The sequence below is a fragment of the Micromonospora sp. NPDC020750 genome (assembly GCF_044334565.1).
In the GTDB taxonomy this organism is placed as follows: Bacteria; Actinomycetota; Actinomycetes; order Mycobacteriales; family Micromonosporaceae; genus Micromonospora.
Genome location: NZ_JBIRTH010000005.1, coordinates 335,949 through 360,539, shown reverse-complemented (window position 1 = coordinate 360,539; position 24,591 = coordinate 335,949). Strand labels below are relative to the sequence as shown.

The 24,591-nt window shown below is 69.9% G+C and carries 20 protein-coding genes and 2 pseudogenes; 12 read left to right on the top strand and 10 right to left on the bottom strand.

What is annotated here, in order from left to right; all coding sequences use genetic code 11:
* The first annotated feature begins 40 nt into the window (after nucleotides 1-40).
* The 4 genes from ACH4T9_RS18070 to ACH4T9_RS18055 all read left to right on the top strand — a co-directional run bounded on the left by ACH4T9_RS18070 (nucleotide 41) and on the right by ACH4T9_RS18055 (nucleotide 3,808).
* Entirely contained in the window at nucleotides 41-976 is a 936-nt protein-coding gene (locus ACH4T9_RS18070) for an NADP-dependent oxidoreductase (RefSeq protein WP_396672301.1), read from the top strand.
* Between the two features lie 135 nt (nucleotides 977-1,111).
* The gene (locus tag ACH4T9_RS18065) at nucleotides 1,112-2,659 is read left to right on the top strand and encodes an MFS transporter (protein ID WP_396686838.1); all 1,548 of its coding nucleotides are present in this window, start codon (nucleotides 1,112-1,114) and stop codon (nucleotides 2,657-2,659) included.
* Nucleotides 2,660-2,667: 8 nt separating this feature from the next.
* Entirely contained in the window at nucleotides 2,668-3,240 is a 573-nt protein-coding gene (locus ACH4T9_RS18060) for a TetR/AcrR family transcriptional regulator (RefSeq protein ID WP_396672303.1), read from the top strand.
* Between the two features lie 37 nt (nucleotides 3,241-3,277).
* A complete protein-coding gene (locus tag ACH4T9_RS18055) occupies nucleotides 3,278-3,808 on the top strand; it encodes an AAA family ATPase (protein WP_396672304.1) in 531 nt (176 codons plus the stop codon).
* A gap of 53 nt (nucleotides 3,809-3,861) precedes the next feature.
* Here ACH4T9_RS18055 and ACH4T9_RS18050 read toward each other — a convergent pair.
* A pseudogene (locus ACH4T9_RS18050) lies at nucleotides 3,862-4,296 on the bottom strand (helix-turn-helix domain-containing protein); the annotation flags it as partial.
* 533 nt (nucleotides 4,297-4,829) lie between these two features.
* Nucleotides 4,830-5,390, bottom strand: a complete 561-nt coding sequence (locus ACH4T9_RS18045) for a hypothetical protein (protein ID WP_396672305.1) — start codon at nucleotides 5,388-5,390, stop codon at nucleotides 4,830-4,832.
* Nucleotides 5,391-5,844: 454 nt separating this feature from the next.
* On the opposite strand from ACH4T9_RS18045, the gene ACH4T9_RS18040 reads away from it, so the two are divergent.
* The 3 genes from ACH4T9_RS18040 to ACH4T9_RS18030 are packed head-to-tail and all read left to right on the top strand — an operon-like array spanning nucleotide 5,845 to nucleotide 6,605.
* Nucleotides 5,845-6,072: a helix-turn-helix domain-containing protein gene (locus tag ACH4T9_RS18040; RefSeq protein WP_396672555.1), complete on the top strand. Its 228-nt coding sequence runs from the start codon at nucleotides 5,845-5,847 to the stop codon at nucleotides 6,070-6,072.
* Entirely contained in the window at nucleotides 5,967-6,233 is a 267-nt protein-coding gene (locus ACH4T9_RS18035; protein ID WP_396672306.1) for a hypothetical protein, read from the top strand. Before ACH4T9_RS18040 ends, ACH4T9_RS18035 begins: the two co-directional genes overlap by 106 nt.
* Before the next feature lie 51 nt (nucleotides 6,234-6,284).
* Nucleotides 6,285-6,605: a hypothetical protein gene (locus ACH4T9_RS18030; RefSeq protein ID WP_396672307.1), complete on the top strand. Its 321-nt coding sequence runs from the start codon at nucleotides 6,285-6,287 to the stop codon at nucleotides 6,603-6,605.
* On the opposite strand, the gene ACH4T9_RS18025 is transcribed toward ACH4T9_RS18030, so the two are convergent.
* Both ACH4T9_RS18025 and ACH4T9_RS18020 read right to left on the bottom strand, forming a co-directional pair.
* Nucleotides 6,602-7,036, bottom strand: a complete 435-nt coding sequence (locus ACH4T9_RS18025) for a GNAT family N-acetyltransferase (RefSeq protein WP_396672308.1) — start codon at nucleotides 7,034-7,036, stop codon at nucleotides 6,602-6,604. The genes ACH4T9_RS18030 and ACH4T9_RS18025 overlap by 4 nt on opposite strands.
* Before the next feature lie 247 nt (nucleotides 7,037-7,283).
* A pseudogene (locus tag ACH4T9_RS18020) lies at nucleotides 7,284-7,725 on the bottom strand (transcriptional regulator); the annotation flags it as partial.
* A 435-nt stretch (nucleotides 7,726-8,160) separates the two neighbouring features.
* Here ACH4T9_RS18020 and ACH4T9_RS18015 point away from each other — a divergent pair.
* Nucleotides 8,161-9,189 (top strand): glycoside hydrolase family 43 protein, encoded by a 1,029-nt coding sequence (locus ACH4T9_RS18015; RefSeq protein WP_396672309.1) that lies wholly within the window; start codon nucleotides 8,161-8,163, stop codon nucleotides 9,187-9,189.
* A gap of 26 nt (nucleotides 9,190-9,215) precedes the next feature.
* Complete coding sequence (locus ACH4T9_RS18010) at nucleotides 9,216-9,980, top strand: endonuclease/exonuclease/phosphatase family protein (RefSeq protein ID WP_396672310.1); 765 nt, start codon at nucleotides 9,216-9,218, stop codon at nucleotides 9,978-9,980.
* Nucleotides 9,981-10,067: 87 nt separating this feature from the next.
* Here the strand turns inward: ACH4T9_RS18010 and ACH4T9_RS18005 are convergent, their stop codons facing one another.
* Nucleotides 10,068-10,346 carry a hypothetical protein gene (locus ACH4T9_RS18005; protein WP_396672563.1) on the bottom strand — a complete coding sequence of 93 codons (279 nt, stop codon included), beginning with the start codon at nucleotides 10,344-10,346 and terminating at the stop codon, nucleotides 10,068-10,070.
* Nucleotides 10,347-11,178: 832 nt separating this feature from the next.
* Here ACH4T9_RS18005 and ACH4T9_RS18000 point away from each other — a divergent pair.
* Nucleotides 11,179-11,691, top strand: coding sequence for a hypothetical protein (locus ACH4T9_RS18000; RefSeq protein WP_396672311.1), 513 nt, complete (start codon nucleotides 11,179-11,181; stop codon nucleotides 11,689-11,691).
* Nucleotides 11,692-11,814: 123 nt separating this feature from the next.
* Nucleotides 11,815-12,051, top strand: a complete 237-nt coding sequence (locus tag ACH4T9_RS17995) for a hypothetical protein (RefSeq protein ID WP_396672312.1) — start codon at nucleotides 11,815-11,817, stop codon at nucleotides 12,049-12,051.
* Nucleotides 12,052-12,549: 498 nt separating this feature from the next.
* Here the strand turns inward: ACH4T9_RS17995 and ACH4T9_RS17990 are convergent, their stop codons facing one another.
* The 5 genes from ACH4T9_RS17990 to sthA form a co-directional block, all read right to left on the bottom strand.
* Nucleotides 12,550-13,107 (bottom strand): RICIN domain-containing protein, encoded by a 558-nt coding sequence (locus tag ACH4T9_RS17990; RefSeq protein ID WP_396672313.1) that lies wholly within the window; start codon nucleotides 13,105-13,107, stop codon nucleotides 12,550-12,552.
* 1,155 nt (nucleotides 13,108-14,262) lie between these two features.
* Nucleotides 14,263-15,327, bottom strand: coding sequence for a methyltransferase (locus tag ACH4T9_RS17985; protein WP_396672314.1), 1,065 nt, complete (start codon nucleotides 15,325-15,327; stop codon nucleotides 14,263-14,265).
* A gap of 77 nt (nucleotides 15,328-15,404) precedes the next feature.
* Nucleotides 15,405-16,865, bottom strand: coding sequence for a M28 family peptidase (locus tag ACH4T9_RS17980; RefSeq protein ID WP_396672315.1), 1,461 nt, complete (start codon nucleotides 16,863-16,865; stop codon nucleotides 15,405-15,407).
* Between the two features lie 42 nt (nucleotides 16,866-16,907).
* On the bottom strand, nucleotides 16,908-18,101 hold the full coding sequence (locus ACH4T9_RS17975; RefSeq protein WP_396672316.1) for a cytochrome P450: 1,194 nt from the start codon (nucleotides 18,099-18,101) through the stop codon (nucleotides 16,908-16,910).
* Between the two features lie 380 nt (nucleotides 18,102-18,481).
* A complete protein-coding gene (gene sthA / locus ACH4T9_RS17970; protein ID WP_396672317.1) occupies nucleotides 18,482-19,885 on the bottom strand; it encodes a Si-specific NAD(P)(+) transhydrogenase in 1,404 nt (467 codons plus the stop codon).
* Nucleotides 19,886-20,218: 333 nt separating this feature from the next.
* Between sthA and ACH4T9_RS17965 the strand changes: the two genes are divergently transcribed.
* Nucleotides 20,219-24,583, top strand: a complete 4,365-nt coding sequence (locus ACH4T9_RS17965) for a hypothetical protein (protein ID WP_396672318.1) — start codon at nucleotides 20,219-20,221, stop codon at nucleotides 24,581-24,583.
* Nucleotides 24,584-24,591 lie beyond the last annotated feature (8 nt).

Sequence of the window (24,591 nt, the reverse complement as noted above, 5' to 3'; positions counted from 1 at the left end):
TACGCCGATCGGCGACTCGTACGGGAGCAAAGGAAAGATCATGCGTGCTGTCAGTCAGGATTCGCTCGGGGGGCCCGAGGTGTTGAAGGTGGTCGAGGTGGACCGCCCGGAGCCGGGGATCTCGGAGGTGCTCGTCCGGGTCCACGCGGCCGGCGTCAACCCGACCGACTGGTGGCACCGGGCCACCGGGGGACTGCTGGGCGAGACGCCGGTCAGGCTGGGGTGGGACGTGTCCGGCGTGATCGAGGCGGTCGGGCTCGGGGTGACGATGTTCAGGCCCGGCGACGAGGTGTTCGGCATGCCGCGCCTACCGCAACCGGCGGGCACGTACGCGGAGTACGTGACCTCCCCGGCCCGGCACCTCACCCGCAAGCCGGCCGCGCTCTCCCACGTGGAGGCCGCCGCGCTCCCGGTGGCGGCGCTCACCGCGTTCCAGTCGCTGGTCGACACCGCCGAGGTTCGCCCGGGTCAGCGGGTACTGGTCCATGCCGCGGCGGGTGGCGTCGGCCACCTCGCCGTCCAGATCGCCAAGGCCCACGGCGCGTACGTCATCGGCACCGCCCGCTCGGCCAAGCACGCCTTCGTGTACGGCCTCGGTGCCGACGAGGTCATCGACTACACGCGGGTCGACTTCGCGTCGGCGGTGAGCGACGTCGACATCGTGATCGACACCATCGGGGGCGACTACGGGCCGCGCTCCCTCCAGACGTTGCGCGACGGCGGCATCGTGGTGTCGCTCGCTGCGCCGGCGGAGGCCGATCTGGCGTCGAAGGCGCGCGAGCGCGGCGTACGGGCCGGCTTCACGATCGTCGAACCCGACCACGCGGGGATGAGGGCGATCGCCTCGCTCGTCGAAACGGGGCGGCTGCGCCCCGAGGTCGAGGTGGTCCTGCCGCTTGAGCAGGTGGCCAGGGCGCACGAGATCGGCGAGACCGGCCGCACGACCGGCAAGATCGTCCTTGCCGTCATCGGCTGATCGAGGTCGGGTCCGGGGCGGTCCTCGCCCCGGACCCGACCCGGTGGTGCCGTGGCGGTTGCAGTCGTCCGCGGGAACGAGGACGTGCGACACAGTTCTAGCCGACCGTCTGGTCGGTTGAGCTATGTTCGACGAATGGTAGAAGCAACCGAGCCTTCTCGGGGCGCCGGTCGGCGGGAATGGGTCGCCCTCGGTGTCCTGACCCTCGCGGTGGTGCTGCTCGCCGTGGACGGGACCGTGCTGGCCCTTGCCGTGCCGGCGTTGACGGCGGATCTGAACCCGTCCGCGACGCAGTTGCTCTGGATCGGTGACATCTACTCGTTCGCGCTGGCCGGCCTGCTGGTGACGATGGGCAACCTGGCCGACCGGATCGGCCGGAAACAGTTGCTGCTGATCGGCACCGTCGGGTTCGGGCTGGCATCCGTCCTCGCCGCGTTCGCGCCGTCGGCCGAGTTGCTCATCGCGGCCCGGGTCCTGCTGGGCGTGAGCGGTGCCACTCTGATGCCCTCGACCTTGTCGATCATCCGCAACATGTTCGAGGTCCCGGCCCAGCGCACGCGGGCGATCGCGATCTGGTCCGCGGGCGCCACCGGAGGCGCGGCGCTCGGACCGTTGGTGGGCGGGGCGCTGCTGGAGCAGTTCTGGTGGGGTTCGGTCTTCCTCATCAACGTCCCCGTCATGGTCGTTCTGCTGATCGCCGGAGCGCTCCTGCTGCCCGAGTCGCGCAACCCCGACTCGGGGCCGATCGATCTGCTGTCGGCCGCGCTGTCCGTGGCGACGATCCTGCCGGTCGTGTACGCGGTCAAGCACACGGTGTCCGCGGGCTTCGATCTCCAGGGTGTTGGGGTCGCACTGATCGGCCTGGCCGCAGGGGTCTGGTTCGTCCGGCGTCAGCGTCGACTCACGTACCCGCTCGTCGACGTCTCGCTGTTCCGGATGCCCGCCTTCGCCGGCGCGGTGAGCGCGAACACGATCTCGATCTTCGCCTTCAGCGGACTTCTGTTCTTCTTCTCCCAGTACCTGCAACTGGTCCGTGGCTTCAGCCCGCTGCGGGCAGGCATCGCCGAGCTGCCCTCGACGATCGCCGCGATCGGGGTGATCTTCTTCGTCGGCGCGATGATCACACGGCTCGGCCGTGGACCCGCGATCGGAGCCGGACTTCTGGTCGCCGCCCTGGGGCTCGTCCTGCTCGCGGTGGCGGAGGGCCTGCCGACCTATCTGTGGATCGCCGTCGCCATCGCCGTCATCGGACTGGGCGTGGGTGTCTCGATGACCCTGGCAACCGACGCCGTCATCGACGCCGTGCCCCGTGAACGTGCCGGCGCGGCCTCGTCGATCTCCGAGACCGGCTACGAGTTGGGTATCGCCCTCGGCATCGCCGTTCTCGGTTCCATCCAGACGCTCTTCTACCGGCTCCGGCTCACGGTTCCCGCCGACGTGTCACAGCAGGACCGTGAGGCGGTGACCGAGTCACTCGCCTCCGCGACCCGCGTCCTCGCGGACCGTGGCCCCGAAGCCATGGCGCTGCTCGAACAGGCACGGCACGCCTTCACCGGCGGCATGCAGGTCACCGCCGTCATAGCGGCGGCGCTCACGCTCCTCGCCGGCATCATCGCCTGGCGCGTGGTACCCCCCGTAGGAAAGCGTCAGGTCCAGCCAGCCGACCTGCGGAAGAAAAAGTAGGGCAAACGATGGCAAGTGATCAGACGCCGCACACCCGGAACACCGAACGAACCCGCCGGGCCGTCCTCGACGCCACAGCCCGCGCGCTCGCCACCCACGGGGGCGGCGTCACGCTGGTCAGCATCGCGGAAGAAGCAGGCGTGTCCAAGGGCGGACTGCTGCACCACTACCCCACGCGCAACGTGCTCCTGCTGGCGGTCGCAACCGACGTGCTGGAACGATTCCGAGCGGAGGTCATGAGGTTCCTAGACCTGTCCGAGAACCACCCCGGCAAGGTCCTGCGCGCCTACGTCCGGGCGCTGTGCGGCGGCAGCGCCGAGGCGATGAACTTCTTCGCCTACTCCGGGCTGTGGAACAGCGTGCACATGGTGCCCGGCGTGACCGAAGCCGCCCAGGCCGACGCCGAACAGTGGGCCGACGCCTTCGCGCAGGACGGCCTGCACCCCGACTGCGTCCTCGTCGTCCAGTACGCAGCCGAAGGCATGGCGGCAGCCGCGCACTACGACCCGTCGATCACCGCCGACCGGCTCGCGCACGCCCGCGAACTCCTCATCGCCCTCACCAATCGCAACGCTCCGTGACAAGATGCCGGGCCGCTGACGGGCGTACGCTGCCGCGATGAGCGCACCATCTCGCATCCTGATCTACGGGGTGTACGGCGCGGGCAAGTCCACCCTCGCGGAGCGGCTGGCCGAGCGCCTCGGGGTGCCGTGGTACCCGGTCGACGACCTGCTCTGGCAGCCCGGCTGGGTCGAGGTGCCGGTCGCGCAGCAGCGCAGCCGGATCGAGGAGATCTGCCGACGGGACCGCTGGATTATCGACGGGGCGTACCACGGGTGGCGGGATGTGCCGCTGGCTCGCGCCGACCTGGTGGTCTGCCTGGACTACCCGCGTCGGTGCTCCGCGTGGCGGCTGCTGCGCCGTACCGTGCGTCGGCTGGTGACGGGGGAGGAGATCTGCAACGGCAACCGCGAGTCGCTGGGCAGTGTGCTGTCCCGGGACTCGATCCTGGTGTGGCACGTCACCGCGTTCGGCCGGGCTCGCCGGCGGATGCGGGCCTGGCAGACGGATCCGTCCGGGCCGCCGGTGTTGTTGTTTCGCTCCCCGGCAGCCCTGGACCGCTGGCTGGCCGGTCTACCTGGCCGCTGAGAGGTTCGCCGGCGACGCCATCGGCCGGTGGCGGCGGTGACCGTGTCGTGGGTCCGTCGTTCGGCCTGGTCGAAGCGCATGGGTAGCAGTGGTGCGGTCTGGTCGAGGGCCTGGATCTGGGATTTCTCGTCGACGCAGACCACCACGGCCTTGTCCGGGGGGTCGAGGTAGAGCCCGACCACGTTGCGGATCTTGGCTTCCAACTGCGGGTCGGTAGAGAACTTGAACGTCTCGGCCCGGTGGGGTTGCAGGCCCCAGTCCCGCCAGATCCGGGCGACCTCGGCGAAGCTGACCGGCGTGCCCGCCCTGGTCAACTGGTCGGCCAGAGTTCTGGCCGACCAGTGCGTGATCCCCAGGCCCTGCGGTGGTGGATTCAACGTCGCGCTCACCACGGCGGCCTCATCGATGACCGGCGGGCGCCCAGGGCGCGGCAGGTCCGCCAAGGCGTCGATCCCGCCGGTGACGTACCGGGCCCGCCACCCGATGACGGTCTGGCGGTCGCCCCGACCCGCCGCGCGATCTCCGCGTTGGGCAGCCCTTCCGCCGCCAGCAACACCATCCGCGCCCGCTGCACATGCCCGGCCGGCGCGGTAGACGAACGGGTCAACTCACGGAGACGAACACCATCACCCGGACGGAGAAGCAACGGCGCAGCTACAGAAACGCCTCACTCTCCCGCAACCCAACCGTAAAGCCACTTCAGACACGCGACACTAGGGCTATCTCGTGGATTTTGGTGGAGCGAGGCTGAGTCCGGGCGGTGATCAGGCAAGGCGGAGGTTCGTCCGGATAGCGGTGTCGTATCCGGACGAATTGTTTGGCGAACAGGGCGAGGTCGTGGGCCGGGCCGATCGCAGCCGACAGTTCAGGCTGGGCCGGGCGCGACGAAGGAAGTTTGCCGATCTCCGCGTTCGAACGCCGGCCGCCAACTGGTGCGGCACTTCCAGTTCGCGCGAGCTGAGCGGCTCGGCGGGCTTGTGCTGCACCCGGCTGGCGGCGGACAACGCTCCCTGACGATGCACTAGAACCGCTGTGCTATTTTTCGCACCACAACGTTGGCATAATAGACCTGCAGGCGAGGCCCAGCGGGCGGCGTGGAGATGTCATGCAGACACTGCACATTGATCCGGTCCGGAGCAGTAAGGGTGACCAGGGCGGTGATGCTGGTGCTTTCATAGGAGCTGGCGAAAACCGAAACGGCATCCCCTCTCAGCAATCCGCCGGCCCCATTGAAGAGGCCACATCTCAGGGTGTCCGTCTGCGTAGTGGAATTGATGAGCATGGTCCCCATGGTGACGTCGTAGTGGCCGGCCGGCAGTACCGGTCCTGGCAGGACCGTGGTGAGACCGCCAGCGCCCTGTGCCAGGAAAACCGGCGCGGACGTCTGGTACTGCGTCGCCGCGGTGCCCGCCGACGGCCAACTCAACGGTCGCTCGGTGGAGTCGCACGCCTGGCCAGCCTCGCTGTCAATCACGCGGAGCGCACCAGACCCGATCGTGTAGCAGGCGCTGATCTGGCCGGAGCCGGAGTGGGGAATCGCCGCCGAGGCAATCGTGGGCATGATCGCCAGAGTTGTCGCCAACAGCACCGCACCTGTCAGTAGACGCCTCGTTCTGCGGGGTCGGGGGGACTGAAGGGTCATCACCTACTCCTTCGTGGTTCTCGAGGGATTCCGACTCGTTCTACATAGACTCACGGCGACAGAGGGCCGTCAGGGCACGTCCTGAGGTAATGACCTGTAGCGCAACTCGACGACTCCTGAAAGGTATCCCACATCTCGCGCGACCCGGTCAACAGCAAGATGTTCGTATTTACGTCTGTCGATAAAGATGCCTCTGGATCGATGGTCTCGATCTCGGGCATGCTGAAGCCGATCACTGGCTCGCCGTCCGGACCGTTACCCTTTTACGGGATTTCTCCGCTAGTGTCGCGTGTCTGAAGTGGCTTTACGGTTGGGTTGCGGGAGAGTGAGGCGTTTCTGTAGCTGCGCCGTTGGTTCTCCGTCCGGGTGATGGTGTTCGTCTCCGTGAGTTGACCTGTTCGTCTACCGCGCCGGCCGGGCATGTGCAGCGGGCGCGGATGGTGTTGCTGGCGGCGGAAGGGCTGCCCAACGCGGAGATCGCGCGGCGGGTCGGGGCGACCGCCAGACCGTCATCGGGTGGCGGGCCCGGTACGTCACCGGCGGGATCGACGCCTTGGCGGACCTGCCGCGCCCTGGGCGCCCGCCGGTCATCGAAGCACCTTCACCAGCGCGCCGGACCTGATCAACACGATCCGCACCTTCATCGACGCCTACAACGAACGCTGCCAGCCGTTCGTCTGGACCAAGACCGCCGACCAGATCCTCACCAAGACCAACCGTCAAAGGAGCTCAGACACGCGACACTGGCAGCCCTCGCCCAGTCCTGCGCTCGGGGCTGGGTGACTATCTGGGTGACGGGTAGAGGCGGCGGTGGACGTCCACGGACCACGGTGGATGGCTGTGCCAGCCGGGGCCGATGCTGCGGCAGGCAACCACCCGGACGTCAAAGCCTGGCTCGCCAAGAACCCGCGGATCACCATGCATTTCACTCCGACCAGCGGATCCTGGATGAACATGGTCGAGAATCTTCTTCGGCATCATCGCCCGCCAAGCCATCCGCCGCGGCACCTTCACCAGCGTCAGCGACCTGCCGCCGCGATCCGCACGTTCATCGGCACCTACAACCAGCGCTGCGAACCGTTCCGCTGGGCCAGAACCGCCGACCAGATCCTCAGCAAAGCCAGCCATCGAAAGAACTCAGACACACGAAGCTAAAGGGCAACCACGTACTGGATGAAACCGCGGTTTTCGGCGACCTGGTCGTACAGCCGCCGGGCCGTGTGGTTGTCCTGCTTTGTCGTCCAGTACAGCCGATCACAGCCTTGCTGGCGAGCCCACGCCTCGGTGGCCCTGATGAGCGCCCGGGCGACTCCCTTGCCGCGCGCGTCGACAGCTGTGAACAGGTCTTGCAGATAACACACGTCGGGCGACGTCGTGCTGGCGTGGACCAAGAAATGGGCAATACCGACCAGTCGACCATCCAGCCGTGCCCCAAGCGCGTGCACTCGGTCGCCGCGCCGGAATTCCTGCCAGGCATGGTCATACCGCTCCGCGGGCCACGTGCGTCCATAGAAGGCGTTGTAGCCGCAAAACAGCTGCTCCCACACCGGACGGTCATCTGACTGGAGCGTGGTGACGCTGATCATCGGTCCCTTCCTCATCCAGTGAACAGGGGTGTGATCCCGTGAGCTCATGGCCACTCCGAGCGTCATCGTCCGGGACGCAGCACCACCCGTGTGGCAACCGGACCCTACAGTTCCCCACGTTCAGCGTCAAAACATTGCAGGCGCAGATACTAGGCTTATGGCTCATTCGAATTCGATCTCCGCGCGTTGAAGTCAAGTCCGCATCCGAAGCATTTCTGTAAGACTCATGAGCGCAATGACTGCAGTGGCTTCCAATGCGGCCACAATGAGGCAGGCTGTAGACGATAGAGGTTAGTTCCTGACGGGACTGCGCGGAGATCCGGTCACGGTCGAGGATGGCGACGGCACGGTTGGCGAGGGCTTGTCCGGTGGTGGGGTGATCGTGGACGAGTCCGCGTCGGGCGGTGAGCAGTGCCCACAGGTTGTGGATGTTGAGGTCGATGAACGGGTGGCTGGCATCGAGGCGTTCGACCAAGTGGCGCAGGAGTCTGGTTGCCGCGCCATGCGGTGCTGGTGGTGGGCATGAAGGAGTCGTTGGATTGGCGGTAGGGGATTTCGCCGACCCAGTAGGCCGAGTAGTTGAGGGCCGCGCGTTGGCAGGCGTCGTCGGGGTGCGCGCGGGCGATGAAATCCCGGAGTGGTTCGGGGGGCGCTGTTGCGTTGGCGGATCGGTGGGCACGCCGGTGATCCCTGCCCGACACCGCGCTCGACCAGCAGTTCCTCCACATCCCGGTAGGAGAGGTTGAATCGCAGATACCAACGGACCACCAGCACGATCACCTCAGGCGGAAAACCGGAATCCGACGAACGCCGACGGCGGCGGGGACCAGGACCGGACGCGGGACGACGACCACACCGGCCAAGCACGCCACACCCGGCAAGCCGAATTGGATCATGCTTTCGCCCAACGCAACAGACCCCCCCCGGGGCCGGTTGCCTACCGCATTCAACACCGTAAATGCATGAATAAAAGTAACGACAGTTCGAATGCCAGTGGCAGATATTGACAAGCCTAGGACTGGTGGGCACACTCGTCAATGCTCGGTGCGCTCGGATGGCGGCGCTCGCCGCGCCGCGCCGTCGGGCCCCAGCGGTCTTCGCCGTCCCTCTCCCGGAGGACTCACATGCCCCTGCCCAGGTTCCGGCGACCGCTGCTGGCCGCCGTCGCGGCGGTCGCGCTCGCCGCCCTCGGCGCCGTCGCCGCCCCCGCCTCGGCCGCCACCCCGCAGCCCGTCTACGCCCCGGCCGGCGGCATCGCCGACCCCGGAGTGGTGCGGCACAACGACAACTTCTTCGTGTTCGCCACCGGCGGTCGGGCCCCGCTGTACCGCGGCGGCACCGCTTCGGGGCCGTGGACCAGCCTCGGCACGGTGCTCGGGTCGGTTCCCGGATGGGCCGAGAGTGGCGCGGTGTGGGCACCGGATGCGGTGCACACCCCGGCCGGCTGGGTGCTGTACTACTCGGCCCCGGCCAAGGGCAAGAACGGGCAGCGGTGCATCGGCGTCGCGACCTCCGACACCGTCGGCGGGACGTACCAGCCGGTCGGCGACGCCCCGCTGATCTGCCCGGGTGGCACGCATGGTGCCGACGACGCCGCGCCGGGCCGGCCGGTGGCCGCCGCCGGCGTCATCGACCCGGCGCCGTTTGAGGACACCGAGGGCCGCCGGTTCGTGCTGTACAAGACGCAGCAGACGCCGTCGTCGATCCGGATGCTGCGGGTCAACGACAACGGCACCCGCTGGATCGGCAACCCCAGCGCCGAACTGGTCCGCAGCGCCGGCATCATCGAGAACCCGGTGCTGCGCCAGCGGGGCTCCACGTTCGTGCTGTTCGCCTCCCGGTACGGCTACAACAACTGCAGCTACGCCACGGTGTACCTCACCTCCACGGACCGGTGGAACTTCCACGGCCAGGCGGAGCACCCGCTGCTCACCACTGGCAACACCGGCATCTGCGGCCCGGGCGGCGCGGACCTCGTCCCGGCCCTAGTCGAGGACGAGCAGCGGATCTTCCTGCACGGCTGGGTCTGCTCCGGCACCACCCCGTGCCAGCAGCGGGCCGACGGCTCGCTGCCCGCCGGGGCCCGCCGCGCCCTGTACGCCGCGATCCTGCGCTGGGACGGCGCGACGCCCCGCGTCGGCGCGTTCCTGTGACCCACCACCGAGCAAGAAAGGACGACATGCGCATCAGAGCACGCATCGCCGGCCTGCTGGCCGCCGTGCTGGCCGCCGGGGCACTCACCATCGTGACGTTCACGGGGCCGGCGTCGGCCGCCGCCATGGAGCTGCGGGTGGTGACCGCCAACCTGGCGTTCCGCCAGGCCCCCGGCGTTCGGCAGGACTGGACGAAGATCGGCCCGTACGCCGACATCGTCTTCTTCCAGGAGGCGAAGAACGTCCGGCTCGCCGACGTCCTCGGCGACGGGTGGATCGTCCGGCAGGACACCTCCGCGGAGGACCGGCAGGGCAGCGCGGTGGCGATCCGCCGCGCGCTGGTCGCCGAGATCGTCGACTTCGAGCTGGTCAAGGGCACCGACGGCGCGTCCTGCGGCGGCGAGCCCATCATGACCCGGTGGATCACCAAGCTGCGCCTGCGGCTCACCAACGGCCGACCGGTGCGGCTCGCGTCGCTGCACATGCCGCCGCCGCGCTGCCAGTCCGGGCCCGGCAGCCCGTATGCCGTGATGGCCGACAACGTGGTCGAGTTCGCCAACCGGTCCGACGTGCTGACGATCCTCGGCGCAGACTGGAACAAGATCGTCGACCAGGACCCCAACGAGATCGGCGCGCGCACCGGCCTCAAGCCGCGCGGCCCGAACAGCGGCCTACGCATCGACGGCTTTTACGTCTCGCCTGCCATCACCACCCGGGACGTGCGCCACCTCGAACAGACCGGCAGCGACCACCGGCCGGTCCAGATGCACGTCGGGATCCCGCCGGCGTAGTACCCGCCGGCCGGCGCGGCAGCCCTGGCGGCGCCGCCGCCGGTCAGAGGGCGGATGGCCCGAGACCACGACGCATGACCAGAACGGCTAACGAATCAACTCGAACGAGGCCATCACGGAGGTCAACGTCGATTCGTCTGGGTCAGTGCGTCCGGCCAGGTAGGTGCCGAGCATCGTGTACACGCTGCGCAGACCGACTGGCGAGTGGTCCGGGGCCTCGGTCACCACGGCGATCTGGCGCGGACCGCCTGCGGCGAAGCCGTCAGCGCCTCGCCGCCCTGTATCGCCGTCACCCGCGAGCGCCTTGCGGCCGGGGACATTGACCCCGTGGACGCCGTCGCCGAAGCCCTCTGGCATCACCGCCATGCCCGTAGGGCGGACGGTGACCGATGGGAGCCATCTACACCTCGGCGGCCTTCCGCGAGTACGTCAGGGCGCAGGTGGCCTACGCGGACATCCTGCTGACCAAGCACTCCGAGTCGGCCCTGAGCCTGTGCCGCCGCGGCCGACTCCATCCCTGCGACGATCGCCGACACTGGCTGGAGATGCGAACCCACTTCAGGCAGTTCCTCGTCGGGGAGCAGTACAGCAGCGAAGTACAGCAACCCAGCCCACCGAACCCGACCCACCGAACCCAACCCGAAGCGACCCCAGCACGCCGGACAACCTCGAATGACACCCGATCCGACCGGCCTGCCGAGAGTTCGGGACGAAGAGGTCGTCGGTTCGAATCCGGTTACCCCCGACAGAGGTCAGAGGAAATATCCTCGATGAATGTGCCCTCCGGTGCTGCTATGCAGCAGACGGCACGGCGGACATGACACAGGTCGAGGCCCGGACGGATTGGCGGCGAGCTGCGAGGCCCACGCGGTTTAGGGTGCGCGACGGCTGAAGCCACGCGCGCTGGTAGCGTGACGCGTCTCGCGCGAGAGGTGGAGTTTGCCCGGTGCTCAGGATGGCGCTGCGTAGGTCAGTCGCGGTGGTGGCCGTCTGCATGGCGACCGCGTGCGGTTCTTCAACGGTTCATACAGCGGATCGATCAGGGGGCGAAACGATCCCCTCCACGGCGCAGGCGACGGGCTCGGCCACAGCCACGAAGCCAGCCTCCCCCGCAGTTCCGGCGACCGGCGGGTCCGGCTACTCCGCGACGCTTTCCGCACGCTTGCTGACCCCGGACTCACTGCCGCCCGGATTCACTGTGGATATCGCGACAGTCATGGCGTCGGATGCTGGAGATCAACGCTCAGGCGTCGACGTGCCCTGTTCGGAGAGCATGATCCCGCTGCTGTCGGCCACGCGCCTAACCGGGACTCCGTCCGCGATGGCCGCAGCCACCCTCAGCTATGGCGCGGATCCCGATGACCCCTGGGTGGGAACCGAAGTCCTCCGGACCTACGCCGACGACGGCGCACGACGAGCAATGACCGACCTGCGAACCTTCATCAGCCGTTGCCCCAGCGTCGCGTCGTCCCGCTTCGGCGACAGCTACCGCTACGCAACGGCACCAGGGCCGAGGCTGGGCGATGACAGTATTCACGTCAGCTGCAGCATGACGTCCGGTTCTGGCACGCTGGAATCCGGCAGCATACTCGTCCGGATCGGAACCACTCTGGTGGCCGTCCAGGAGGTGGGCAACTTATCCGGCGACCGCAAATTCCTCACCCAGCTCGTTGAAGCTGCGCTCCGCAGATACCAGACGACCGGATCCTGAACGGCGTTACACGCCCCGGACGACGGGGGCTGTTTGTGCAGGTGGGTGGCTGTGGCGCTGCTGGTCAAGATTGCTCGTTGGTTGCTTGGCGGTCAAGGCGTCTATCTGTGAGACAGTGGCCAAGTGGGTCGCATCTATCCGGAGTTCCAGTTCGACGCACCCGGCGAGCACCGGGAGTGCTTCCATGACATCGCGCTTGCGATGGTGTCACGGCATGGGGTGACGTACGAGGAGGCGGTACGCGTGATCAGTCGTCTCTGGGGGGAGCAGGACCACTTCGGCGAGTACAACTGGCCGATCTTCCATGGGAACCCCGAATACTGGGCGGATCACCTGCACAGACTCCGCATCGATTGGTGATGGCGAAGGGCGTCCGGCGGGCTGGGGCACGCAGGGGCACAAGACACCGTGAAACGTCGTCAACCAGCGAGCAACCATGGCAGCCCGCGACGCCATGTGAGCAGGTGTCGGACAACATCGCCGCCACGACACGCCGCGCTCGTGCAGGATCCGCCGCACGGTCTCGACGCTGCCTCCGCGACGTGGCCGGCGGCGACCAGATAGTCGCGCGGCTTGGTCAGGGACCAGCAGGAGAAGGATCGGCCGAGGAAGTGGGGGTCGCACCGGGCGATGACGCAGATCCAGTCTCAGGTCTGCGTCATCGATCCGTCCCGGTGCGCTTGCCGCTCCACCGTGGGTTCAGCGCGTCGAACCCCGATCGTTGAAGCGTGGGTCACGTACCGGACCTCTGGACGTCTACCCACCGGCCACCATCCGCCACGCGGGTCGCAGGAAACAGCCTGCGCGACACGTCCTCAGAACCGACGGATTACCCGGTCAACGTTCAAAGACGCGGCACTAGATGCTGGCGTTCCACCGCGTGAAGATGGGGTACGGGGCGCTGCCGCCACCGCAGACCTCCTGGTGCGCCTTCGACTTGTACACCAAGGCGTACACGGCTGCGCACCCGCCGCTGTGCATGGCCATCAGGTATCCGCTGGACGAGTCGTAGAGCCACTGCTGGTTCGGCACGTTCATGCAGATGTACTGCTGGACGACCGCGCCGGCGGCACTGCTCGTGTCGCGGACGTCCAGGCACTTCTGGCTGGCGACGTTGCGTAGCTGGCCGTAACCGGCGGTCGAGCCCGGGATGTATTCCCACTGCTGGTTGGTGCCACCGTTGCAGTTGTACTGCTGGACCTGCAACTGGTTCGAGGTGGAACCGCCGGGCACGTCCAGGCACATCGGATTGCCCACCACGATCGTCGCGCGGTTGACGATGGTCGTGGTGGTGAACATCGGCCCGATCGTGGATGCCGGTGCCGCGGACGTCGGCGCAGATCCGGCGACCACGCCGGTGGCCGCGGCGAGGACGGCCATAAGGGCGGCGGACAGGCTCTGTCTGAAGTTGAACATGATGCTCCTCTAGAGGCATGTCGAGGCTGTGGCGCGAGGCCACTGACGAACAGGATTGGTTGCGTTTCCGGATGTTTCGCCGGCGCGGTCAGCATTCGGGCCGCAGGGTGCGGTGGAGTCGATGAAACTCCCGGCGAGGTGGCGGCCGAGGGGAATGGCGGCAATGGCAACCCGGCCGTGCCGGGTTGGATATGCGCATCCCGGAACACGTAACCCCAGGTGCAGGGTCTCCGGTCGACACCTACCTTGTCTGCCAGGCTCGCTGGGCGCGCACCCGCCGCTGGGCAGTGCCTTTCGTCGCGGACGTCGAGGCATTCATGGCTGTGTCTGGCGAGGCGGTTCCGCCGGACGCGTCTTGGCGCATCCCGCCCACCCAGATTGGCGATGGAGGTGTGCGCCGTCGAGGCTGAAGCGGTGACGGTGCTGGGCGGGGTGCTCGCGGTGGCGGCGGCCGGAGCAGGGAGCAGCCGCGAGCACTGTTTGTTCACCCCGGTCTCATAAGATCCTTTCGGAGGTTCGAAACGTCTTTGCCTACCGATTGATAATCACCAACTCCTCGGCAGGCGAAAAAGTAACATGACCGTAACGCTCGCCGCAAGTATTCGTCATATCGACCCTGCGTCATGTTGATCGTGTCCGAGTGGTGTGGCCAGTGAATCCATGCGCTGTGATGCGGCCATTGATCGACTGCTCCGGACCGCTGCCGGAGCCTGCCGTAGCCACTCGCCGCACTTGTCCTGGTCCGCACATTTACCGACAAAGAGCGGTGCGCGTCGGTGTGGGCTCGCAAGCGGTAGACCAAGTTCTCTTGCCATGCTATTTGCCGTCGAGCCGCCCATTTAGGATGCGTCCCGGCGTGATCTTCAACCCCGCGTGTCGTGGTCTCGGGCTATTCGAGGTCTTCGTTCTCTCGGTGCTGTTGTTCGGCTGGTGGCCGGCGGCGGCGGCGACGCTGTCATCCAGCAGCGGATTGAACAGATCGAGCTGGCGCGATGGCGTAGAAGGTGGTGGTGAAACCGTCGAGTCGTACCTGACCCGGGTGTTCCGCAAGACCGGGTCACCTCCCGGGCGGGTCTGGTCGCCCGGTTCGCGGCACAGACCGGTGCGGTCCCCCCGAGCGGGGAGCGGTGAGGCCGACACCCCGGGCAGGGGGCGTCAGCGCGGCGTCTCCCCGGTGTTCGGCATGTGCCGCGCCGCGTCGCGGTGGCCGACGCTGTCGGCGGTGGCGGCGATCAGGCACATCCCGGAGCTGCCCAGTCGCGGTGCGGAGGGTGTGAAGCCGGCCCGGGTGAGCAGTGCGTGGTATTCGGCGGGCGTGCGGTCCTGGCCGGCGAAGAGCACCATCATCGTCAGATCCCGTAGCGCCGCCTGCGGGTCGGCGCTGTCGTGGGCCTTCTCGACCAGGAGCAGTTGGCTTCCGGCCGGCATGGCGTCCCGGACGGTGCGCAGAATGTCCACGGCGGCAGCGTCCGGCCAGTTGTGGATGACCGACTTGAGGATGTAGACGTCACCACCGCTCGGCACCGCCCGGCGGATGTCGCCGGTCTGCACGGCACACCGCTCGTCCAGGCCGGCCTCCCGCACGGTCGCTGCGGCGTGTGCCGCCATCGAACCCTGTTCGACGGCGAGCCCCCGGGCCTTCGGGTAGCGGGCCAGGACACCACACAGCAACGTGGCGTCCCCCGCCCCCAGGTCCACCACGAGCCGCGCGGCGGTGAAGTCGTAGAGCGCGAGGACGTCGGACAGGGCCCGGGCGGAGTTCCAGCGCATGGTACGGGCGAAACCGGCGGCGAGGTCCGGCTTCCCCGCCGCCATCTCCCACAGCCCGCGTCCGTGTCGGGCGTGGAACGCCGACTCGCCGGTGAGCAGGCAGTGGTCCAGTTCCTGCCAGGCGCCGTAGTACTCGTCGCCGGCCATCAGGGCCTGACCGTGGAGCGAACCGGTGTCGCGCCGCAGCAGCCGTCCGAGCGGCGTGACGCGGTACGTGCCGTCGGGCTCGCACCGGACGATTCCGAGCCCCTCCAGGGCCGGCAGGTACCGGTTCAGCGCGGACACCGGTATCCCGGTCCGTGCGCTGATGCCGGCGACCGGGAGGGCGTCCTCGGCCAACAGGTCGGGTATCCGGAAGCGAGCCGCCGATGCGAGCAGTTGCGTGACGGCGTGTCCTTGAAGGAGCGTGGCGAGACGTTCGACCTGGTCAGGGTCGGGCGGTACTTCCACTGTCGGGCCCCTTCTCGCGCGTACGGAATCGGTGCCGCCCGCCCTTCGTGGACGCGTTGCCGGCGGTGCTGCTCCGCTCAGTCCCGGACAGGCGGGTACGCGGCCTGCCGGTCCGGCCCCGCAGCGGTCGCCGCCCGGACGTCCCGGACGTCCTCGGCCAGCCGCCCGAGCACCCACGCCACGGCGGGAACGTTGGCGTCCAGGGCCTGCCGGTTGAGGGTGTCGAGCCGGTCGCAGCTCTGGTGGTAGCAGTGGTCGAACATCTGCCCGGCCTGGCCCCCGAAGCGGGCCTGCTGCGCCGGCGTCTTGACCTGTAGGTTGCCGCCGTCGATCCCGCCGGTCGGAATGCCCACGGCCTCGAACGCCAGGTGGTCGGACCCGACGGACTCCGGGCCGGTCCGCTCGTAGGGCAGCCCCCGACGGTCGAAGTACCCGGCGAACAGGTCGGCGAGCACGTGTCCGCCGCCGGTTCCCGGGTCCCAGACGAAGCGACCGTCGTTGGGCGAGGCGATCAGCTCCCCGTTGAGCACGGCCGCGATGCGCCGCCGCTCGTCGCCGGAGAGGGCGGCCACGTAGTGCCCCGAGCCGACGTTGATCATTTCCTCCGCGCCCCACCAGGCGAACCGCACCTTGTTGGTCACGGCGTGCTGGCGGCTGGCCAGCGCCAGGGCCACCTGGAGGACCGTGGCGGCCATCGCCGCGTTGTCGTTGATGCCGGGCGCCTCGGGGACGCTGTCGAGGTGGGCACCGAGCAGCACGACGTTGTCCGGGTCGCCACCGGTGGTCTCGGCGAGCACGTTCACGGTGGTCCGGGCGACGGCCCGGGCCCGCAGCGTGAGGTGCACGCGGGCGCCGTCGCCGCGCGCGGCGCGGGCCAGCGCCTCCCCGTCCCGCTGGGCGACCGAGGCGGTCGGGATCGTGAACGCCTCCGGGGTGAAGGCGTGGAACCGGTAGCTGTTCTCCGGGGACGGGGTGACGTAGTACAGCAGCACCCCCCGTGCGCCAAGGCCGGCGGCGACCTGCTGTTGGCGGGTGTAGCCGCAGGCGGCCCGCGCGAGCACCACGACCGCTCCGGCGGCGTCGACGCCGGCGTAGTCGGCCGGGTCGCAGCCGGTGCGCCCGTCGATCGGCGCCGCCACGGACGCCTCGATGCCCTCGGCCGGCGTCGACGGGGTGAACCGGGTCATCAGCACCGGCACGTCCCCGCCGGCCCCGTCGATTCGTAGCCGCTCGGTGGTGATGTCGAAGTCGGTGTAGGGGACGGTCTGCTCCACGACCTGGTACCCCGCGGCCCGCAGCACGGTGCTGACGTACCGGGCCGAGCGGGTGAACCCGACGCGGTTGTAACCACGGTCGCCGCCACTGGCGTCGGCGATGTGCTGGAGCGCCGCCAGGTGACGGTGGACCCCGGCGCCGGTGACGGTCGCGGCCAGCCGGTCGGCCAGGGAACCCGGCGCGGCCCGGGCGGCCCCGCCCGGGGGCAGGGCGACGCCGGCCAGCAACAACCCGCCGACCAGCCCGGCCAGTCTGTGGTACACCCTCACGCTACGCACGACACCTCCGGTTGTTGTCGGGCACGGTCAGTCAGCCTGGTGCGACTGGCGCACCGATACGGAAAGCTCGGCCAGCCCGCGCAGGGTGGCCGTGGGTTCGTACGTCGCCGGGCCGGCCGGCGCGAGCCGCAGCCCGCCCGCGCGCAGTGCCCTCAGCACCTCGCGCAGTTGGAGGGTCGCCAGGCCGGCCCCCAGGCAGGCGTGCGCGCCCCGCCCGAAGGCCAGGTGCAGGCCCCTGCGCCGGTTCAGACGCACGGCGTCGGGGTCGGGGAAGACCGCCGGGTCGCGGTTCGCCGCCGCGATGAACAGCACCAGCACGTCGCCCCGCCGCACCGCCTGCCCGCCGACCTCCCGGTCGCGTACGCACACCCGCGCGTCGGCCTGCACCGGGCCGTCCAACCGGATCAGCTCGTCGATGAGGGCCTCGTCGGTGGTCGCCGGTCCGGCCAGCAGCTCCGGGTGCCGGACGAGCCGGGTGAGGACGCCGCCCAGGAGCCGGCTGACCGACTCGTAACCGGCGTGCAGCACCGCGCGCAACGAATTGGCCAGCACCGCGGCCGGCACGTCCTGAGCTCGGGCGGCGCGCCGGGCCGCCCCGACGAATCCCCGCTCGTCGGCGTCGGCCAGCCACTGCGTGACGAGCCGGCTCAGCTCCGCCCGCGCCTGGTTGCCCGGCTCCGCCCGGGCGGGTTCGATGCCGGCGTCCATGCTCCGCACGATCGCGTTGGACCACTGCTCGAACTCGGCGCCGTCGGGCGGCGGCACGCCCAGGAAGGCGGTGATCGTCCGCAGCGCGACGGGGCGCGCGAACCGGCTCACCAGGTCGACGGCCCCGGGCTGCCCGGACAGTTCGGAGAGTTGCCGCGCGACGATCGTCGCGAACTGCTGTCGCACGGTGGTCAGCGGCTGCTCGTGCAATGCCGAAACGAGCAGGTGTCGAATGGTGCCGTGCTCGGGAGGATCGAGTGACTGCACGCTCAACTGGGTGTCCGGGATTTCGACACCGATCCGCCGGAAGTCGGAGCCGAAGTTTGTGGTGTCGCCGAGCACCTGTCGGCACTCCGCATACCCCGTGACGACCCAGGAATCCAGAAACTCGTGCCAGTGGACCGTATTCGTTTCCCGGAGTTTCCGGTAGTACGGGTACGGGTCCGCGATCACGGACGGGGCCAGTGGATCGTAGATCGGGTCACGCACCGCAGCAGTGGCCTCGTCCGCCACAGGAGACGTCCCTTCCGAGGTGGTGGGCTGTTCGCGGGCACATGGCGCCGCGGCCGCCCGGACGCGCCGGACGGCCGCGGCAGCGCGACATGTCAGTGGAGGTAACGCATTTTGGGCCCCCCTTCCGCTCGGCTCTCGGATCGTCGGTGAAGCTGACGGCGACCCGGCAGTAATCCGTGATACGGGTAGGACGAGGCCAGGAGTGCCACACCCCGAAACGGCGAAAACGCCGAGATTAAGTTTCAGAGGGTGGGCGCCCCGTGCCATTCGTCAACCTGCCACAGGAGCTTCAGGGTGTCAACGTTCGACGTCGAACAATGCGCCGACCTTCATATGGTGAACCTTGTGCGATGCGTCCGACGCATAGTCGGGCGTATTTGCTAGCCGTCGATCCGGGTGATGTTGCGGATCTTGTTGGACGCGTCCAGGGCGGCCACCTTGTACGCCTCGGCCAGGGTCGGATAGTTGAAGACCATGTCGACCAGGTAGTCGACCGTACCGCCGCAGCCCATGACCGCCTGCCCGATGTGGACGATCTCGGTGGCGCCGGTCCCGAACACGTGCACGCCGAGCAGGCGGCCGTCGTCCGGCGAGACGAGCAGCTTCAGCATGCCGTACGAGTCGCCGACGATCTGGCCGCGGGCCAACTCGCGGTAGCGCGCGACGCCGACCTCGAAAGGCGTCGAGCTGTCGGTGAGCTGCTCCTCGGTCCTCCCGACGAAGCTGATCTCGGGAATCGTGTAGATGCCGATCGGCTGCAACTCGTGCAGCTCGCGGACCGGCTCGCCGCAGGCGTGCTGCGCCGCCAGCCGGCCCTGCTCCATCGACGTGGAAGCCAGCGCGGGAAAGCCGATCACGTCACCGACCGCGTAGATGTGGTCCACCGTGGTGCGGTAGTTCGCGTCGACCGCGATCCGGCCGCGCCGGTCGGCCGCCAGCCCGGCCGCCTCCAGCGCCAGGTCGTCGGTCTGGCCCTGCCGGCCGGCCGAGTACATGACGGTGTCCGCGACGATCTTCTTGCCGCTCTTCAGGACGCACAGCGCCGCGGTCTGGTGCTTCTCCACGGCGGCGACCTCCTCGCCGAAGCGGAACGTCACGGACAGGTCGCGCAGGTGGTACTTGAGCGACTCGACGACCTCCTCGTCGCAGAAGTCGAGCATCCGGTCGCGGCGTTCCACCACGGTCACCTTGGTGCCGAGTGCGGCGAACATGGACGCGTACTCCATGCCGATCACGCCCGCGCCGACCACGACCATGCTGCGGGGTACGGCCTCGAGGTTGATGACGCCGTCGGAGTCGACGATCGTGCGGTCGTCGAAGTCGACGCTGTCCGGGCGGGCCGGGCGGGTGCCCGCGGCGATGACGGCCCGGTCGAAGGTGATCCGGGACTCCTGCCCGGAGCCGCCGTCCACCCAGATCGCGTGCGGGTCGGCGAACCGCCCGGTGCCGGTGATCAGCGCGACCCGGTTGCGGGCCAACTGGTTGCGGATGACGTCGGTCTGCCGGCTGATCACATGTTGGGTCCGGGCGGCCAGGTCGCCGACCGTGATGTCCTCCTTGACCCGGTAGCTGCTGCCGTACAGGTCCCGCTGGCTCATGCCGCTCAGGTAGAGCACGGCCTCGCGCAACGTCTTGGAGGGGACGGTGCCGGTGTTGATGCACACCCCACCGATCATGTCGCGGCGGTCCACGATGGCGACCCGCCTGCCGAGCTTGGCGGCGGCGATCGCGGCCTTCTGACCGCTGGGCCCGGAGCCCAGCACCAACAGATCGTAGTCATACACGGCGTAAGCCTCGCAAGCTCACGCAAGCCCCGCCAGTGGGGTCGGCAGCCGCTCATTCTGCACCGGGACGCCGCCGCCCGAACGGGCCGGGGGTCCGCTGCCCGTACGGCCGAGCGGCGGGTGTCCCGACCACCCGGGACACCCGTCTCTGGTGGACGGGCGCGACCGCCGGACAGACTGCCGTGCGCCGCTACCGCAGCGGCCGTGGCGCGTTCACCGTGCCGCGAATCAGCGGTCGCCGGCAGCGACGGGTGAGACTCCCCGCCGGCCCGCGCGGTGCACCGACCCACACGGCCGGATCCGGCTCGTGGAACTGCGAAAGGAACCTCGACGATGGACGCTCCGGGCGGACCACCCCACGTTGTCTGTGGGCCGATCGTGCGCCGGGTCGACCCGGGCAGCGTGGCGGTCTTCGTCGCCGTCCGGTCCGCCTGCACCGTCGCCCTCACCGTGTTCGAGGTGGGCCCCGGTCCGGACTTCGCCCGGGGTGCCACGGTGGCCACGGGCAGCCGGGCCGCGGTCCGGCTCGGCGGCAACCTGTACGTGGCCACCGTCCAGGCCGTCGGTGGCCTCCAGCAGGGCCGGCTCTACGGCTACGACCTGTCCTTCCCGGGCTCCACCGGCGCCTGGTCGAGCCTGCTGGCCGCAGGGGCGGTGGCCGTCGACAGGACCGCCGCCCGATCGCTGCTCAGCTACGCCGGTGACCCGCTGAACAAGGGCGGTGCGCCCGAGTACCCCAGCTTCGTGACGCCCCCGGCGGACCCCGGGCAGCTCCGGATCTTCCACGGGTCGTGCCGCAAGCCGCACGGCGAGGGCCACGACGCGCTGGCCGTGCTGGACCCGATCATCGCGGCGGCCGGCGGGAACCCGACGCTCCGCCCGCACCAACTGGTGCTCGGCGGTGACCAGATCTACGCCGACGACGTCGCCGACGTCCTGCTGTCCATGGTGCACGGGCACGACGCGGTCCCCGCCCGCGACGGGCTGCCGGCCGTCCCGGCGTCGCCCGGCATCGGGGCCGCCCTGGGCCTGCCGCCGGAGCTGCTCCCCGACGGCTCCACCAGTCCGCCCGCCGACCGGCTGTTCACCCCCGGCAACCGGGCGGTGACCCTGGCCCGGGACGCGAAGTTCACCTCCGGCGAGGCCGACAGCCACCTCATGTCGCTGCGCGAGTACGCCTGCATGTACCTGCTGACCTGGTCGGACCAGCTCTGGCCGGCGACGTACCCGAGGTTCGAGCACGTCTTCCCGGCCGACACCCGGATCCTGCGCGACCCGCAGAGCGGCGGGCCCGGCGACACCGTCTACGACCGGCTGCTCGCCGGTCGCGCCTACGACGCCAGCAGCCAGCAGCAGAAGATCATCCACCGCTACCTGCGGTGGCGGGAACAGACCATCCGGCTGATGAACTTCCAGCGCGGGCTGGTGGCCGTGCGCCGGCTGCTGGCCAACGTGCCCACGTACATGGTCGCCGACGACCACGAGGTCACCGACGACTGGAACATGACCCGGGAGTTCGTCACCGGCGCCGTGATCACCTCGGAGCTGGGCCGGCGCGTCGTGCGCAACGCGATGGCCGCGTACGCGGTCTTCCAGGCCTGGGGCAACACGCCGGACCGGTTCGCCGAGCAGGGGGCGGCCGGCGAGCCGGGCCGGGACCTGCTGGCCGCGCTGAGCGGCTGGCTGGCCGCCCCGGGGGCGGTGGACGACCTGCGGCTGCGGGAACGCCTCGGCCTGCCCACCGCGGTCGGAACCGACGGTCGGCCGGTCCGCCCGGCCGGCGCGCTCACCTACCACTTCACGGTCACCTGGCCGCGCTACCAGCTCGTCGCCCTGGACACCCGCACCTGGCGGGAGTTCCCGGCCGGCGCCGAGCACCCCGGCGGGCTGCTGCTCGCCGACCACCCGCTCAACGAGATGATCAGCGGCGGCGGGGTGCTGGACGACGAGTCGGTCACCGTGCTGGCGCAACCGGTCGCCGTGTTCGGCATGCCGCTGCTCGAACAGGTGGCCCAGCCCGCCATGAAGGCCCTCGCCGGCCGGTACGAGGCCGACGCCGAGGACGCGTGGATCACCAGCGACGCGGCCACCCACAAGTTCCTCGGCCGGCTGCTCTCCGCCGCCCCGCCCGGCCCCGACGGGGTCCGGCGCCGGCGGATCGTCATGCTCGGCGGCGACATCCACTTCGGCTCGGCCGAGCGGATCCGTTACTCCGCGACGCTGCCGTACGCCTGCGGTCCCGACCCGGCCCACCCCTTCCAGGGGGTCAACCGCACCGAGGGCGTGATCGCCGGCTTCGTCTCCAGCGCGTTGCGCAACGAGGTGTTCCTGACCCGCATGCTGCACGACGTCGGCTACGTGCCGTTGCTGGACAGCCTCGGCCGCATCGACCTGGTCGGCTGGGCCAACGAGGAGGAGCAGCGGCAGGGTCGGCGCTTCAAGGCCGGGTTCCAGGTGAGCGTGGCCGCCGACGCCGTCTCCGAATGGTGGGTCTCCGGCCGGCCCGCGGTCAGCGACTACGACCGGCTGAAGCTGCTCAGCCGCCCGCCGGAGTGGAGCATCCAGGTGCAGTTCGCCCACCACGACGAGGCCGACCCGACGGTCCGGCGGGACGGGGCACCGGAAGGCGTCCTCGACCCGACCGGGCTGCCCCGCGACCAGGCGCTGGCGCAGTACCTGGCCGCCGCCCGCAACCTCGACGGGTACCTCGGCAAATGGGGCAACGGCAAGGAGATCGTCGGCCACAACAACCTCGGCGAGATCACTTTCAACTGGCCGGCGGGCGAGGGCAAGTCGGCCACCCAGCGCCTCTGGTGGCACCTGCCCTCGGAGAACCGGGCCGCCGCGCTGACCAAATACACCATCGACCTGTCGTACGGCTGTTCGCTGCTGGCCGACCCGCCGTACGGCTACGTGCTGCGCCCCGACGACCACGACGCCCGCTCCGGGGCCAAGGCGCACTACGACGGCGCAGACCGGCCGCCCGCCCTGGTCACCGACCGATGGGTGACCCGGTTGCAGGCCGACCTGGCCACGCTGGGGTTCGGCCCGGCGCGCAACCCCGGCGAGTTCGACTCGACGACCTACTGGGCGGTACGCGAGTTCCAGACGTACGCCCGCGCGGCCCGGGTCGCCCACGAACCCGCCGAGGCGCCCGCCACCCGGTACTCCGACCGGTTGGCGCCGGTCGACGTGCCGGAGGCCGAGCGCTATCCCGGACCGGTCACCGGGGTGGCCGACCTGGCCACCCAGCTCGCCGTCCGGCACTGGCTGGACAAGCGCTGGCGCTGCCCCGTGGTGGTGGAGGCGTGGCAGGTCGCCGGCGGCAGCCCGCAACAACTCGCCGCCGGGAACGTCTGGCACGCCGACACCGCACACCCGGCCGACCAGCGGCTCTACTCGCGGGTGGTGACCGGCCGCCCGGCCGGCGCCGGGCCGGCGCCGGCCAACCACCCCGAGCTGATCCCGCTGGGCGGCTGGAGCAGCCGACCCGCCGCGCCGCAGTGGGCCGGCCCGCTGGTCGAGCCGACGGTCGAACTGCTCCCCGAGGCGCTGATCCCGCCGGGGGAGGGGGAGACCGTCGGGCCGTCGCTGGCCGCGCTGGTCGCCGCCACGGGCAGCGCCGACCCCGCGACCGCCGACCCGGCCCGCCGCCGGCTGTCCACCTTCAAGGTGCTGCGGGCGGTTGCCGAGAACACCCGGCCCGGCTCCACCGGCGGCTGGTTCGACGTGCTGGACGGCACCGACGCGGGGGTGCTGCGGATCGGCCCGTTCGGCTGGCCGGCGGACGGGCCCCGCACGACGCCCGTGACCCTGCCGCCCCGGCCGGACTGGCGCACCGAACCCGGCCAGCTCTGGGCCTGGCTGGCCGCGCTGCGCGCCACCGACCGCGACGCGTACGAGGCCATGGGCGGGCTGGCCGGGCTGTCCGCGACGCCCGGCTGGGGCATCGACGGCAGCGCCCTGCTTTACCCCGAGCTGCGGGTCAGCCGGGCCCGACCCGCGATGAGCGACCACACCGGCGGCGCGGGCCAGCCGATCGAGAACGTCGTCGAGCTGCTCGACCTGCGCGGCTGGCACTGGGTGCACCGCTTCACGACGGGCCTGCGAACCCAGCGGGGAGTCCGGCACAGCATTTGGCGCTTCGCCCGCCAGGGCCTGCACGACCTGCTCAGCACCGCGTGGGACCCGCCCGGCGCGGCCCCGGTGACGGTGCCGGACGTGCCCGGCCCGGACGGTAATCCCCGCCGGGCCCGGGTCGGTGACCTGTTCACCTCGGAACGGGCGGTGGCCCAGCTCGCCTGCTGGCAGGCGTACCGCGCACACCACCTCGTCGCCCTCGGGCCGCCGGTCGCCGGCGAGCCGCCCGAGCAGCGGACCGTGCCCCGCGCCGCCACCGAGCTACGCACCGTGCTGACCGTGGCCCGGACCCTCGGGCCGGACTTCACCGGCCCGCCCACCGGCTGGACCGACGCCCACGAGACCGCCCTGATCACCGCGATCGGCCAGGTCGCCGGGGCCACGGCCGACGCCGGGCTGCCCGCCGCGCTGGCCGCGGTGCGGGCCTGGCCGGCGTGGCCGGGCGGCACCGGGTACCAGCTCCCGGTCGCCGCGCTGCCGGCGGCCGACCGGACGCTGTCGACGCGGCGTGGCTCGCTGCGGCTGGACACCGGCGAACTGTCCCGGGTGACCGGATGAGCCCCCGG